Consider the following 15390-nt stretch of genomic DNA (forward strand, 5'->3'; position numbering starts at 1 on the left):
GAGACACCGATGCGAAGCGCGGTGGTGGTCGGCGCCGGGGTCGGTGGCCTCGCGGTGGCCGGCGCGCTGGCCCGCTCCGGCTGGATGGTCACCCTCATGGAGCGCGCCGAACGCGTCCGCCCCGAGCCGACCGCAGTGGTGCTCTGGCCCAACGGTGTCCGCGCGCTGCAAGCCCTCGGCCTCGGCGCGGGCCTGGCTGCCATCGCCACCCCGCTACCCGACGGTGGGGTCCGCCGCCCGGACGGGCACTGGCTCGTGCAACCCCGGCCCATCCCCGCCGACCGGATGCCGGTGGTGGTGCACCGTGAAGATCTGCACGACGCGTTGATCGCCGGCCTCGGCGAGCGGGTCGACCTGCGGACCGGCGTGACAGTGCGCCACGTCCGGGTCGAGCCGGGTGAGCGGCCGGCGGTCAGCGACGGGCGACAGACCATCGAGGTCGACCTGGTGGTCGCCGCCGACGGCACGGACAGCGGCATCCGCCGTCAACTCGCGCCGGAATCCCGGGTGGTCAGCTCCGGATGTGCCGCCTGGCGCGCTGTCATCCCCTGGTACAAGGCGCCTCGGCTACCCGACGACCAACCGCTGGTCGGTGAGATCCTCGGCGCGGGCTACCGCTTCGTGGCCGCGTCGTTGGGTGAGCGCGGTTCGTCGGGTGGTTCCACCCGGGGCGGCATCTACTGGGTGGCCACCGCCGCCGGCGCGCCCCGCCCCGAACCGCCGGAGACCCAGCTCGCCCTGCTCCGTCGCTGGTACGCGGGCTGGCCCGACCCGATCGGCGCGCTGCTCGACGCCACCGACCCGGCCGACCTGGTCCAGCAGGAGGTCCGCGAGCTGCGGCCGCTGCCCCGGGCATACGGCTTTCCGGCCGGTCCGGGTGGGGTGGTGCTGCTCGGTGACGCGGCGCACGCCATGCCGCCGCACCTCGGGCAGGGCGCCTGCCTCGCGTTCGAGGACGCTGCCACGCTCGCCACCCTGCTGCGTGAGGCTCGGCTGCCCGACGCCGTTCAGGCGTACGACCGGGTGCGCCGTCCGCGCGCCGCGACGGTGGTCCGGCAGACGCGGCGGATGTCGGCGGTGCTCCAGGCCCGTGGTCGGTTGGCGCTGCGCGCCCGCGACGCCGCGCTCGGCACGATCAACTCCCGACTGCTGTCCAGCGCCGCGGCCACCGCCGCCCAGTGGCGGCCCCCCACCTGACCCGTCCGCCCCACCCGCCCACCGCCGTCGATCATCAACTTGTGGTGATGGTCGAAGCGTGACAAAACCGTCCTAACCCGACGCCACGACTCCATGATCGACGCGGGAGAGGGGCGGGGGCGGGGGACGGGGCGGGGAGGGCGCGGGACGGGGTGGGGCTAGGGGATCAGGGGTGCGGGTTCGGCGATGCAGGCGGTGCCGATGCGGCGGAAGCCGACCCGCAGGTAGACCCGGGCGATCTCCTCGCTGCCGGCCGAGAGGAAGACCAGGTCGGTGCCGGCCGCGAGTAGTTCCCGGGCGAGGGTGGCGGTGAGCGCGGCGCCCAGTCCGCGTCGGCGAGCGGCCGGCAGGGTGGCCACCCCGGCGATCTCCGCGACGTCGTCGACGCGCATGGCCATGCCGCTGGCCAGCGCACCCTCGGTCGGCGTGCCCGCCAAAGCGGAAATCCGCCGGCCGTCGGCGATCCGGGCGCGTTCTTCGTCGAGCGCGGCGAGTTCGAGTTCGGTGACCGCGGCGTCCCGCTCGGCCGGGCCCGCCTCTCCGGTCGCGGTGCCGGCGGCGGCGAACGACACGGCTGCCACCGCGCGACGGGCGGCGACGTCGGCGGCGAAGTCGGGGGAGTCGGCGGCCAGCACCCGTACCGCCACGTCGGACAGCGTCGCCGGGTCGGGCAGGGCGGTCGGGTCGAGCACCATCAGCGGTGCCTCCAGCACGTGCAGCCCTGCCGAGCGGGCGACCGCCAGCAGGTCGGGGGTCGTCTCGTGTACCCACTCGAAGGCTTCCGGCAAGCCCAGCTTCCGTTGCCGCTCGCGAACCGAGGCCACGTCGGCCAGCGACGGCGCTTCGCCGGCGTCGAGCCGGGGACGGGCGTAGAACGGCCATCCGTTGCCCTCGCGGACGAACAACACCAGCCCGCCATGATCCTCCGCACCGGCGACGTCGCGGGGCACCGCGTCGTAGAAACGTTCCAACCGGTCGAAGACGTGCTTGTTGAGCGGATCCACCGCGCGAGACTACACGTCCCAGCCAGTGGACGGTGTGATCAATCTCAGGTGGCCGTGCGAGCGTCGCCCTAACGTAGACTCAATAGACCCACGGGCCGACGTCGTCCCCACCATGATCCAACCTGAGTGACGACAGGAGGCCCGGTGGCTCAGCCGTACGCGGATATGACACAGCCGTACCCGCACAGCCCGCAGGCGTCCCCGATGCCCGACCCCCACCCCACCGCCCAGGGTCTCTACGACCCCGCGCAGGAGCACGACGCCTGCGGTGTGGCGTTCGTGGCGGACCTGCACGGCCGGCGTTCGCACGCGGTCGTCGCCAACGGGCTCGGTGCCCTGTGTCGACTGGACCATCGCGGCGCCCGAGGCGCGGAGCAGAACACCGGCGACGGCGCGGGCATCATGATCCAGGTCCCCGACGCGTTCCTACGCGCGGTGGCCGACATCGCGCTTCCCCCGGCCGGTGAGTACGCGACGGGGCTGGTCTTCCTCCCCGACGACGACGCCGCGGAGGCGCGTGCCCGGCGGGTGGTCGAGAAGTACGCGCTGGTCGAGGGCGCCGACCTGCTCGGCTGGCGGGACGTGCCGATCGACAGCAGTGACCTTGGCGAGACGGCCCTGGCGGCGATGCCCCGGGTCCGGCAGCTCTTCCTGGCAGCGCGTCGGCTCACCGACTCGCCCGAAGGGCCGGCCGGTTCGCCGCTGCACGGCATCGAGCTGGACCGGGTGGCGTTCAGCCTGCGTAAGCAGGCCGAACGGGAGACCGCCGAGCGGGGCGTCCCGGCGTACTTCCCGTCGCTGTCCAGCCGCACCATGGTCTACAAGGGAATGCTCACCCCCGACCAGTTGCCGGCGTTCTACCCGGATCTGCGTGACGAGCGGATCGACAGCGCGATCGCGTTGGTGCACTCCCGCTTCTCCACAAACACGTTCCCGTCCTGGCCGCTGGCGCACCCGTACCGCTTCATCGCCCACAACGGCGAGATCAACACGATCCGCGGCAACCGCAACTGGATGCAGGCTCGGGAGGCGCTGCTGCGCTCGCCGAACCTGCCCGGCAACATCAGGCGGGTCTTCCCGGTCTGCACCCCGGCCGCGTCCGACTCGGCGAACTTCGACGAGGTCCTGGAGCTGCTGCACCTGGCGGGGCGGAGCCTGCCGCACGCGGTGCTCATGATGATCCCCGAGGCGTGGGAGAACGACCCCGGCATGGAGCCGGCGAAGCGCGCTTTCTACCGCTTCCACGCCAGCCTGATGGAGCCGTGGGACGGTCCCGCGTCGGTGGCCTTCACCGACGGTGAGATCGTCGGCGCGGTGCTGGACCGCAACGGGCTGCGCCCGGGGCGCTGGTGGCAGACGGACGACGGCCTCGTCGTGCTCGGTTCCGAGGCGGGCGTGCTCGACCTCGACCCGGCCCACGTGGTCGCCAAGGGCCGTCTCCAGCCGGGCAAGATGTTCCTGGTCGACACCGTCGCCGGTCGGATCGTGCACGACGAGGAGATCAAGTCCGAGTTGGCCGCCGCCCAGCCGTACGCCGAGTGGCTGCACGCCGGGCTGATCGAGCTGGGCGACCTGCCGGCCCGCGAGCACACCGTCTACACCCACGACTCGGTACGCCGCCGGCAGCAGACCTTCGGCTACACACAGGAGGAGCTGAAGATCCTGCTCGGGCCGATGGCCCGCACCGGCGCCGAGCCGCTCGGTTCGATGGGTACGGACACTCCGATCGCGCCGCTGTCCACCCGGCCGAGGCTGCTCTACGACTACTTCCACCAGCTCTTCGCCCAGGTCACCAATCCGCCGCTGGATGCCATCCGGGAAGAGCTGGTGACCAGCCTGGCGTCGACGATCGGGCCGGAGGGCAACCTGCTCGACCCGGGCGCGGCGAGCTGCCGGCAGATCGTCCTGCCGCACCCGATCATCGACAACGACGAGTTGGCGAAGATCCTCTCCATCGACGAGGACGGCGACCTGCCCGGCTTCAAGGCGGTCCGGGTGTCCGGGCTGTACCGCGTCCGGGAGGGCGCCGCCGGGATCAAGGCGCGGCTGACCGAGATCTGCCGGCACGTCTCCGAGGCCATCGAGGACGGCGTACGGATCCTGGTGCTCTCCGACCGGGACTCCAACGCCGACCTTGCGCCAATCCCGTCGCTGCTGCTCACCGCCGCCGTGCACCAGCACCTGGTACGCGAGCAGACGCGTACCCAGGCGGCGTTGATCGTGGAGTCCGGCGACTGTCGGGAGGTGCACCACGCTGCCGTCCTGATCGGTTACGGGGCGGCGGCGGTCAACCCGTACCTGGCGTTCGAGTCGGTGGAGGATCTGATCTCCACGGGCGCGCTGGCCGGCGTCGAGCCCGCCGCCGCTGTGCGCAACTACGCCAAGGCGCTCGGCAAGGGCGTCCTGAAGATCATGTCGAAGATGGGCATCTCGACGGTCTCCTCGTACTGCGGGGCGCAGGTCTTCGAGGCGGTCGGTCTCGACAGTCGGCTCGTCGAGCGGTATTTCCGGGGCACCCCCAGCCGGATCGGCGGGGTGGGCCTCGCCGGCGTGCACGCCGAGGTGGCCGCCCGGCACGCGCTGGCCTGGCCGTCGGCGGGCACCGCCGCCTCCGACCGGCTCGAGGTCGGAGGCGAGTACCAGTGGCGTCGCGAGGGTGAACTGCACCTGTTCAACCCGGAGACGGTCTTCCTGTTGCAGCACGCCACCAGGAGTCGGCAGTACGACGTCTTCCGGGAGTACACCGCGAAGGTCGACGCGCTCGCCGCGCAGGCCGGCTCGCTGCGCGGGTTGTTCACATTGCGCACCGGGGTCCGCCCGGCGGTGCCCATCGAGGAGGTCGAGCCGGCCTCCGAGATCGTCAAGCGGTTCGCCACCGGCGCCATGTCGTACGGGTCGATCTCCGCCGAGGCGCACGAGACACTGGCCATCGCGATGAACCGCCTCGGCGGCAAGTCCAACACCGGTGAGGGCGGCGAGGACGTCGAGCGCCTGCACGACCCGGCGCGCCGCTCGGCGGTCAAGCAGATCGCCAGCGGTCGCTTCGGTGTGACCAGCGAGTACCTGGTCAACGCGGACGACCTCCAGATCAAGATGGCCCAGGGCGCGAAGCCGGGCGAGGGCGGTCAGCTGCCCGGCAACAAGGTCTGGCCGTGGATCGCCCGTACCCGCCACGCCACTCCCGGCGTGGGTCTGATCTCCCCGCCGCCGCACCACGACATCTACTCCATCGAGGACCTGGCCCAGCTCGTCCATGACCTGAAGTGCGTCAACCCGGCGGCCCGGGTGCACGTCAAGCTGGTCAGCGAGGTCGGTGTCGGCACCGTCGCCGCCGGCGTGGCGAAGCTCAAGGCGGACGTCATCCTGATCTCCGGCCACGACGGCGGCACGGGCGCGTCCCCGATGAACTCGCTCAAGCACGCCGGCACGCCGTGGGAGCTGGGGCTGGCCGAGGCGCAGCAGACGCTGTTGCTCAACAAGCTGCGCGACCGGGTCACCGTGCAGGTCGACGGCCAGCTCAAGACCGGCCGGGACGTGCTGGTAGCGGCGCTGCTCGGCGCGGAGGAGTTCGGCTTCGCGACAGCGCCGCTGATCGTCGCCGGTTGCGTGATGATGCGGGTCTGCCACCTGGACACCTGCCCGGTCGGCATCGCCACCCAGAATCCGGTTCTGCGTGAGCGGTTCACCGGCACCCCGGAGTTCGTGGAGAACTTCTTCCTCTTCCTCGCCGAGGAGGTCCGCGGCTACCTGGCGGAGCTGGGTCTGCGGTCGATCGAGGAGGCGATCGGGCAGGCCGAGCTGCTCGACGTGGCCCCGGCCCTGACGCACTGGAAGGCGCACGGGTTGGACCTGGCGCCCGTCCTGCACCTGCCGGAGCTGCCCGCCGGTGCAGCCCGGCGCGGGGTGCGCGCCCAGGACCACGGCCTGGAGCATGCCCTGGACAACGAGCTGATCGCGCTGGCCCGTCCGGCGCTGTCCGACGGGGCCCCGGTGCGCGTCGAGGTGGCGGTGCGCAACGAGCACCGCAGCGTCGGCGCGATGCTCGGCGGGGAGGTCACCCGTCGCTTCGGCGGCGCCGGTCTCCCCGACGACACCATCGAGTTCGTGCTGAACGGCACGGCCGGGCAGTCGTTCGGCGCGTTCCTGCCGCGTGGGGTGACCCTGCGGCTGCACGGAGACGCCAACGACTACGTGGGCAAGGGGCTTTCCGGTGGGCGGGTCGTCGTCCGTCCGGACGCCGCCGCGCCCTTCCTCGACCCTGACGCCGCGCCGGGGCAGCGGGCCGAGGACCAGATCATCGCCGGCAACACCATCCTGTACGGCGCCACGGCGGGCGAGGTCTTCCTGCGTGGCCGGGTGGGGGAGCGGTTCGCGGTGCGCAACTCTGGCGCGGTCGCCGTGGTCGAGGGTGTCGGCGACCACGGGTGCGAGTACATGACCGGTGGCACCGTGGTGGTGCTCGGCGCGACCGGCCGTAACTTCGCGGCCGGCATGTCCGGCGGCACGGCGTACGTGCACCACCTGGACCGTGCGCGGGTCAACACCGAACTGGTGGACCTAACGCCGCTGGGTGAGCAGGAGCAGGCGCTGTTGCACGACCTGATCCAGCGGCACGTGGCCGAGACCGGGTCGGCGGTCGCCGAGGAGCTACTCAAGCGCTGGCCGGAGGCGGTGGCAGAGTTCACCGCTGTGGTACCCCGCGACTACCGCCGGGTGCTGGAGATCATGCGGGCCGCCGAAGCCGCCGGCCGCGACGTCGACGACGCGGTGATGGGCGCGCTCAGCGCGCCGGCCGCGCCACCCGCCCCGCGGGTGGCGGCCCAGGAGGTGGCTCGTGCCTGACCCGAACGGTTTCCTGCGCTACGACCGGCGACTGCCGGCCCGCCGTCCGGTGTCGGTGCGGATCAGCGACTGGCGCGAGGTCTACCCGCCGGCCGGCGAGGAGCTGGTCCGTGAGCAGGCCACGCGCTGCATGGACTGCGGCATCCCGTTCTGCCACGACGGCTGCCCGCTGGGCAACCGCATCCCGGACTGGAACGACCTGGTGCGTACCGGCAACTGGGACGCGGCGGTGGAGTCGCTGCACGCCACCAACAACTTCCCGGAGTTCACCGGTCGGCTCTGCCCGGCGCCCTGTGAGGCGGCCTGCGTGCTCGGCATCTCCGGCGGCCAGCCGGTGACCATCAAGCAGGTCGAGGTGGAGATCGCCGACGCCGCCGCCGCGCGTGGGTTCACCCCCCTCCCGGTGCCGGCGCCGTCCGGCCGGTCGGTCGCCGTCGTCGGCTCCGGGCCCGCCGGCCTCGCCGCCGCCCAGCAGCTGGCCCGCGCCGGTCACGCGGTGACGGTGTACGAGCGCGACGACGCGATAGGCGGTCTGCTCCGGTACGGCATCCCCGACTTCAAGTTGGAGAAGCGGCACATCGACGCCCGGTTGGCCCAGCTCACCGCCGAGGGGGTGCGTTTCCGCACCGGCGTGAACGTCGGCGTGGACGTCACCGCCGAGCAGTTGCGCGCCGAGCACGACGCGGTGCTGTTGGCCTGCGGCGCGTTGCAGGGCCGGGACACTCCGGAGACCCCGGGGCGGGCGCTTCGGGGCGTACACCAGGCGATGGCGCACCTGGTCGCGGCGAATCGCGCGGTCGCCACCGCGGCCACCGACCAGGCCGGCGTGGTGACCACCGGCGAGCGCCGGCTGGCGACGGCGGTGCTGCCGGACGGCACTCCGATCGACGCGGCCGGCAAGCACGTGGTGATCATCGGTGGTGGGGACACCGCCGCCGACTGCCTCGGCGTCGCCCACCGCCAGGGCGCTGCGGGCGTGCACCAGCTCGACCTGTACCCGCAGCCGCCGCAGGAGCGCGACGAGGCACGGGACCCGTGGCCGACCTGGCCGTGGATCCTGCGCAGCTACCCGGCGCACGAGGAGGGCGGCGAGCGGGTCTTCGCTGCGGCGGTGCAGGAGTTCGTGGACGACGGCAGCGGCCAGGTGCGGGCGGTCCGGATCGCCGAGGTGACGGTCGAGAAGCGCGACGGCCGGCGCATCGTCACTGTGGTGCCGGGTTCCGAGCGGGAGCTTCCGGCGGATCTGGTGCTGCTGGCGATCGGTTTCGAGGGCACCGAGCAGCAGCCGCTGCTGGCGCAGTTCGGGGTGAACCGCAACCCGCGGGGCGCTGTCGACGCCCGCGACGACTGGCAGACCGACGCCGACGGGGTGTTCGTCGCGGGTGACATGCACCGGGGCGCTTCGCTGATCGTCTGGGCCATCGCCGAGGGTCGTGCGGCGGCTGCCGCCATCCACGCCTACCTCGGCGGTGTCGGTGCGTTGCCGGCCCCGGTCGGCCCGGCCGCGCAGGCTCTCGCCGCTCGCTGACAGGTGGGGTCGTCCGGCCGGTGTGGCACGGTGCTGCCGCACCGGCCGGGCATTCCCGCTGGTGAAGCCGCTCACAAATGTGGGCAAACAGGTTTAAGGTGGCAAGACTTGTCGGCTGCCGAACCGCGCCGCGATCGGCCTGAATGATCATGCCGTCGATCGCTGGAGGTTCGTCGTGGCCACGGGTGCCACCTTCGCCGCGCTGCGCCATCGCAACTACCGCATCTGGGCGCTCGCCGGGTTCGTCTCCGTCATCGGCACCTGGATGCAGGTCCTCGGGGTCAACTGGTACGTCCTGAAGGAGACCGGTTCGGCGACGTCCATGGGGTTCGCCGTGCTGCTCCAGGCGGCACCCACACTGCTGCTCAGCGTCTGGGGCGGTGTGCTGGCCGACCGCCTGCCGGCCCGCCCGCTGCTGATCACCGCCCAGGCGGCCCACGCGACGCTCGCCGCCGGGCTCGGCGCGGCCGCCCTGACCGGGTTCGGCGGCCTACCGCTGATCTTCGCGATCTCCCTGGCCACCGGTGCCGTCTCGGCCATCGAGGGGCCGGTGATGGGGCGCTGGGCCTCCACCCTCGTCGACCGGGAGACCCTCGGCAACGCCCTCGCGCTCGGGTCGCTCTCCAACTCCGCCGGCCGCATCCTCGGCATGAGCCTCGGCGCCGTCGTGGTGGCCGCCGTCGGCCCCGCCCTGTTGTTCGGCATCAACGCGGCGAGCTTCGCCGCCGTGGTGGTGGCGCTGTTCGCCGTACGCCCGGGGGCCGTGGCCGGCGTGGCGGTGACCGCCGCCGGCGCGACCCGCAGCGGCGTGCGGGCCGGGTTCGCCTACCTGCGCGGGCAACCGGTGCTGCTCCTCGCGCTCGCCCTGTCGTTCGTGCTCGGCAGCCTGGGCCGCAACTACCAGGTGACGATGGCGGCGATGAGCGACGGCCCGCTGAACGCCGGCGCCTCCGGCTACGGCGTCCTGTCGACGGTGTTCGCGATCGGAACGGTGGTCGGAGCCCTCGTCGCGGCCCGTCGCCGTTCCCTGGGCTACCGGACGCTCGTCGTCGCCGGCCTGCTCGCCAGCGGGTTGCAGATCGTCGCCGGCCTGGCCCCGGGGACCGTGAGCTTCGCGGCGGTGATCCTGCCGATCGCCGCCGCCGCGGTGGTCATCGACACCACAGTCGGTACCCGCGCCCAACTCGACACCGACGCCGCGATGCGGGGTCGGGTGCTCGCCGCCCTGGCGGTCACCGGCTCGGTCTCCGCCGCGGTCGGCGCCCCGCTGCTCGGCTGGCTCGCCGAGTACGCCGGGCCGCGCCAGACGCTCGTCCTCGCCGGGACCGCCGCGACGATCGCCACGGTCGCGGCGGCGGTCGCCCTGGACCGCCAGCACGCCCGCGCGGCGACCCTCGCGCTGGTCACGCCCCGGCCGCGCCATCCGGTACGACGGGTGGCGTTCCGGGCCGCCCGCATCGTCCGTCCCGCCGGGGCGGTGTGTGTGATCGCGCCCGCCGACGGTGTGCCGTCGAGCGCGGTCCGGCTGCCGGAGCTGGCCACCGCCGGGTCGGTGGTGCGCCGCTGAGACAGCTGTCACCCCCGGTGGCAGGCGCACGGGACAGGACGGCACGAAGATCGTCGTTACGCTCCGATCATGGACATCGAGGAGCGGCTACGACGGACCCGTCGGTGGCTGTGGATCGTGCTGATCGGGCTCTTCCTGAGCGGTGCCACCGCCTTTCCGCTGGAGATCGAGGTGCGCTGGTTGCTGCGCGCGCTGGACCCGCTCTCCGACCAACTGCCCGCCCTGGTCGCCTGGATCGAGCGGGTGCACACCGGGCTCGTGACGGCCGGCGACGACTACCCGTTCCTGCTGTACGGCACCGACTGGCTGGCCTTCGCCCACCTGGTGCTGGCGGTGGCGTTCTGGGGGCCACTGCGTGACCCGGTGCGCAACGTCTGGGTGGTGCAGGTCGGCATGATCGCCTGCGCGGGGATCGTCCCACTGGCGTTGATCTGCGGGCCGATCCGGGACATCCCCTGGTTCTGGACGCTCGTCGACCTGTCCTTCGCGGTCGGGGCGTTCCCACCCCTCTGGTTCGCCTACCGGCACATCCGCGCGGTCGAGGCGAGCACGGCTACGGCGACGGGTGTGCCAGCGACTGCGTGATCAGGTCTCGCCCGGTCCTCGGCCGGCTGGATGACGACCTCGGCGGTCCCTGTAGAGCTGCCCCGGATGTGGGCCGCCGTCATCGCCCCATATCCGGGGCAGGTCTACAGGAACGCACCGAAGTGGTCGGTCGTCGGTCCGGGGCGCGGGAAACAGCGCAACGCCCGGCGCCGGCGAACCGGGAAAGGGCCCGCCGCAGGGGCGACGGGCCCTTCCGGTCCACACCGGATCCTCAGTGCGACATCAGGTCGTGGGCCTCGCGGATCTTGGCCCAGGACTTCGGCTCGGCCGGCGGCGCAACCTTACGGGCGGCGCTGGCCACGTCGGGGCGACCGGCGGTGAAGAGCCAGGTGGTGAACAGGTCGTCCAGGTCCAGACCGGAGATCCGCTCGGCCAGCGCCTGGAACTGGGCGACGGTGCCGTTGCCGTACCGGTGCTCGGTGGCCCAGGCCGGCAGGATCTCGAAGAACGCCTCGTCGCCGACGGCCAGCCGGAGCTGGTGCAACGTCATCGCGCCCCGGTCGTAGACGGCGTTGTCGAAGATCCGGCCGGCACCCGGGTCACCGGGCAGCACCTGCCAGAACTCGTCGTCGGCCGGGTAGCTGGCGTAGACGAAGTCGAACACCTCCTGCGCGGTGCCCTCACCCTGCTCCTCCGACCACAGCCACTCGGCGTACGAGGCGAAACCCTCGTTGAGCCAGATGTGTCGCCACTCGGCCACCGAGACCGAGTCACCGAACCACTGGTGGGCGTTCTCGTGCACCACCACGTACGTGTTGGCGCCGCGCCGCCAGAAGCCCGGCCCGTACACCGGTCGGGTCTGCGTCTCCAGGGCGAAGCTGATGCCGTCGACCGGGCCGGCCACACCACCCTGCGCCTCGAAGGGGTACGGCCCGAAGATCCCGCCGCACCAGTCGACGATCTCGCCGGTCCGCTCGATGCTGGCCCGCGCGGCCGGCCCGAGGGCGCCCAGTGAGGTGCTGTACGCGTTGACCACCGGCTGACCGCTCGGGGTGGTGTCGGTGACGATGTCGTACTGGCCGATGGCCATGAAAGCCAGGTAGGTGGCCGTGGGGGAGGTGGTCCGCCAGATCCAGCGGGTGCGGTTGCCGGCCTCGGCCGCCGGTGGCCTCGGCTGCACACCGTTGCTGATCACCTCGACGCCGGTGGGCACCGACACCGAGATGTCGAACGTGGCCTTGTCCAGAGGGTGGTCGTTGCTGGGGAACCACCACCACGCCGACTCTGGCTCGTTGACGGCGAGCGCGCCGTCGTCGGTCCGCGTCCAGCCGGTGTAGCCGCCGACCAGGGTCTCCGACGGGATGCCTGAGTAGCGCACCACGATGGTGAGCTGCTGCCCCCGGGTCACCGTGCGGGCCGGGGTGACCACCAACTCGTGGACGCCGGCGGTGCTGGTGGTCGCCGCCCAGCCGTTGACCCGGACCGACTCGACGTCGAGCAGGAAGTCCAGATTGAACGTCGAGAGGTCGTGGGTGGCGGTGGCGAGAATGGTGGTGGTGCCGGTGAGCAGGTCGGTGGCCGGGTCGTAGCGCAGCCGGACGTCGTAGTGCTCGACGTCGTAGCCGCCGTTGCCGTAGTCGGGGAAGTAGGTGTCGCCCAGGCCGGACGCGCCGGGTTGCGGCGCGGCGGTGACGATCGGCCGGCCCCAGCCCGCCGGGGCCGCCTGGCCGGGGGTGCCGGCGAGCAGGGTGCCGGCGGTGGTGAGGGTCAGGGCGGCGGTGGCCGCCGTGAGTGCTCGTCGCACGAGGTGGACTCCCTCCATCGGGTGTTCGCCAGGCCAACCTAATCGACAACTGTGAACGTCGCCGCCCGCGACACCGCCGATCGGCGTCGATCTCTGGTGCGTCTTGCTCCACAAGGTCACACTGTGTGGATCGGAGGTGACGCGTGCGGGGGTCCGAGGTGCCCAAGCGGGAGTTGACCGGCCAGCGGCAGGCCGCGGGCAATCGGGACCGGCTGCCGGCCGGCGGGCTGGAACTCTTCGCGCTGCTCGCCCGGCTGCTGCGGCGACCCCGCCGTGGCGACCGCCGGCTGCCACTGCTCTGGCTGGTCCGCTCGGACACGTCGGACCTGATGACGCCGCTGCGGAGGTTCCTCGGTCAGGGTCCCCGGCGACGGGTGCCGCACGCGGTGCTGGACGCCGACGTGCCGCCGGGTGCCGGGGACGTGTCGGCGCTGCTGCGTGACCTGCACCGGCAGCTCTCCCTGGAGGCGTTCGGTGCCGCCCGGCTGCGCTTTCGGCACTACCCGCTCGCCGACTGGCTGATGCACCAGAGCCTCAGCTTCAGCGTCGACGCCGACGACAGCCGCGCGGCCCTGGTCCGCCGGTTGCGCGACCGCCGGGGCACGCGCGCTCCCGAGGCGCCGCCCAGCGGCGGTGACGCGGTCAGCATCGTCTCGCAGGTGCTGCTCTGGCTGGTCCGCCGCGCTGTGCCGGGGGTGGTCTTCCGGGCCGCCGTCTCCGGCCGGGTGCCGGTGCTCGGGCGGCACTACAACTGGTTCATGCGCCAGCAGTACCTCGCGCCCCGGCAGTCGGTCACGTTCCTCGGCTTCGCCGAGCGCCTCACCGCCGGTTGGCGCGACGGCGAGCAACCCGACCAGGTCAACAAGCTGCTGCTGCACGCGTTCCTGGAGGACCTGCGGCAGGCGTACCGGCGTCGGCCGTGGCGCCCGTCGGACTGGCGGCGCACCGGGTACCCGGCGCTGCTGATCGACCACGTCGCGCCCGGCAACGTCGGCGGTGAACTGGTCCGTCTGGTCGGCGACGTCCGCACCGAGACGGGCCGGAACGACCCGCTGCTGATCGTCGTGTCTGGCGGGCAACCGCCACCGGAACTGCCCGAGCCGCACCCGTTGACCGAGGCCGACGAGGCGTACGACGAGTGGGCCGAGGCGCTGCCGGAGATGCGGCGACTGCGTCGGCCGGCCGCCTGGCTGGTGACGTTGCGCCCCGACGACACCGACATCGGCCCGCCGTCGCGGGGCGGCATCCGCCCGTTCTCCGCGCCCGATCCGCCCTGGTGGTCGAGGCGTTTCCTGCCGGCGGCGCTCTGCCTGGTGCTGGTCGCGGCGCTGGGCGTCTGGGTGGGCAGCCGGTGGGGGCCGGGTTGCCACCCGTCGGTGACCGGCGGCCGGGTGTCGGTCGAGGTGGTCGCCCGCGGCGAATGCGTCGGCTACAGCGACAGCGCCGCGCAGGTGTTCAACAACGACCCCGGCCAGGACGGGCTGCGGACCATCCAGCGGCGGATCTTCGCGCAGAACCGCGCCGCCGAGGAGGTCTGGCAGCGCAGCGAGCGACGCCGACCCTTCCTGACCCTGGTCTACCTGGGCACCCTGACCGGCAACCTGACCCGCGCCGACGAGGAGTCGTACGTCTCCGAGCGCGAGGAACTCGAAGGCATGGCCACCGCCCAGTACGCGTTGCTGAAGGAGTCGGCCAGCGCCGACGGCGCGGCGCTGCTGCGGATCGTGGTGGCCAACGGCGGCCGGCAGATGATCCATGCGGACCGGGCCGTGGCGATGCTCGCCGAGCTGGCCGCGGACGACCCCACGGTGCTCGGCGTGGTCGGTCTGGTGGAGAGCCGGACGAGCACCGCCCGCGCGCTGCGCGAGTTGAACCGGGTCGGGCTGCCGGTGCTGGCGCCCACGCTCTCCGCCGATCGGATGGACGCGAACTCCCGCCTCTACCTGCAGATCTCTGCGCCCAACACCGATCAGGTGGAGATGGTCGACGCGTACGCCCAACAGGTGCTGAAGGTCGACGAGGCGCACGTCTACTACACGACGCTGGAGGGCAGCACGCTCACCGAGGACCTGTACGTGGGCACGCTCGTCCACGGGCTCCGGCAACGGTTCGGTCCCCGGCTGACGCGCCTCGACAAGTGGAGCACCGGTGATCGTCTGACCGACGAGTGCGGCTATCCGGGCCTGCTCTTCTACGCGGGCCGCTGGACGGAGTTCGACGGTTTCCTGCGGGCGTTGCGCGAGTGCGGCGGCAACCCGCCCCGGCATCTCGTCACCGACGACTCGGTCAACCGCTACATGGCCAATCCCGGGCTGCGCGCCGCAGCCCCCGGCAACCTGCCCGTCACGTACGTCTCCAAGGCCTCCCTGGCCACCTGCGCCGCGCTGCGGGCCGCACAGGACCGACGTGACGACGACGCGCGGGCCACCTTCCTGTCCTGGATCCAGGCCGACGACCTGCTCGACCCGCCGCGCTGCCGACCGGACTCGGACCACCAGGTCGGCGAACGGGTCAGCCTCGCCTACGACGCGGCGATGATGGTGATCCGGGCGGTGGAGAGCCTCGCCGCCCGGCTGCGCCACGACGACCCGCGGCAACGGTGGGAGCCGACCGCCGTCAACCCCGTGGCCGTGCACGCCGAGGTGCTCCGGCAGAACGCCGGCCAGGGGTACCCGGGGGTGGCCGGGCTGATCCGGTTCACCCCCGACTCGGGGGTGCCGGTCGACAAGCGGCTGGCCCTGCTGCGAGTGGAGCAGGTGCCGGACGTGGGCACGGCTCCGGTGGAGGTGTTCCGCTGCGGGCTTGCCTACACCGTCGACCCGGTGCCGTGCGGGCCCGCGTGACAGACCCGGCGTGACACGTCCTGGCAGGACTGTCCGGGTGCCACCGGCGTCCGTTAGGG

8 protein-coding genes are annotated in these 15390 nt (G+C 72.6%); 6 read left to right on the forward strand and 2 right to left on the reverse strand.

Features of this window, described 5'->3' with window-relative positions; all coding sequences use genetic code 11:
• Positions 1-9 precede the first annotated feature (9 nt).
• Positions 10-1197, forward strand: a complete 1188-nt coding sequence (locus O3438_RS31360) for an FAD-dependent monooxygenase (RefSeq protein ID WP_269683116.1) — start codon at positions 10-12, stop codon at positions 1195-1197.
• A gap of 158 nt (positions 1198-1355) precedes the next feature.
• Here the strand turns inward: O3438_RS31360 and O3438_RS31365 are convergent, their stop codons facing one another.
• The gene (locus tag O3438_RS31365) at positions 1356-2201 is read right to left on the reverse strand and encodes a GNAT family N-acetyltransferase (RefSeq protein WP_269683117.1); all 846 of its coding nucleotides are present in this window, start codon (positions 2199-2201) and stop codon (positions 1356-1358) included.
• A 165-nt stretch (positions 2202-2366) separates the two neighbouring features.
• On the opposite strand from O3438_RS31365, the gene gltB reads away from it, so the two are divergent.
• From gltB to O3438_RS31385, 4 genes are all read left to right on the forward strand, one after another.
• Entirely contained in the window at positions 2367-7043 is a 4677-nt protein-coding gene (gene gltB, locus O3438_RS31370) for a glutamate synthase large subunit (RefSeq protein ID WP_269683821.1), read from the forward strand.
• Positions 7036-8571, forward strand: coding sequence for a glutamate synthase subunit beta (locus O3438_RS31375; protein WP_269683118.1), 1536 nt, complete (start codon positions 7036-7038; stop codon positions 8569-8571). Before gltB ends, O3438_RS31375 begins: the two co-directional genes overlap by 8 nt.
• Positions 8572-8746: 175 nt before the next feature.
• On the forward strand, positions 8747-10138 hold the full coding sequence (locus O3438_RS31380; protein WP_269683119.1) for an MFS transporter: 1392 nt from the start codon (positions 8747-8749) through the stop codon (positions 10136-10138).
• A 69-nt stretch (positions 10139-10207) separates the two neighbouring features.
• Positions 10208-10723: a hypothetical protein gene (locus O3438_RS31385; RefSeq protein WP_145779776.1), complete on the forward strand. Its 516-nt coding sequence runs from the start codon at positions 10208-10210 to the stop codon at positions 10721-10723.
• A gap of 232 nt (positions 10724-10955) precedes the next feature.
• Here the strand turns inward: O3438_RS31385 and O3438_RS31390 are convergent, their stop codons facing one another.
• Positions 10956-12506, reverse strand: a complete 1551-nt coding sequence (locus tag O3438_RS31390; protein WP_442929682.1) for a M1 family metallopeptidase — start codon at positions 12504-12506, stop codon at positions 10956-10958.
• Positions 12507-12631: 125 nt separating this feature from the next.
• On the opposite strand from O3438_RS31390, the gene O3438_RS31395 reads away from it, so the two are divergent.
• Positions 12632-15331, forward strand: a complete 2700-nt coding sequence (locus O3438_RS31395) for a hypothetical protein (protein ID WP_269683121.1) — start codon at positions 12632-12634, stop codon at positions 15329-15331.
• Positions 15332-15390 lie beyond the last annotated feature (59 nt).

This window comes from Micromonospora sp. WMMC250, assembly GCF_027460215.1.
Classification (GTDB): domain Bacteria; phylum Actinomycetota; class Actinomycetes; order Mycobacteriales; family Micromonosporaceae; genus Micromonospora; species Micromonospora taraxaci.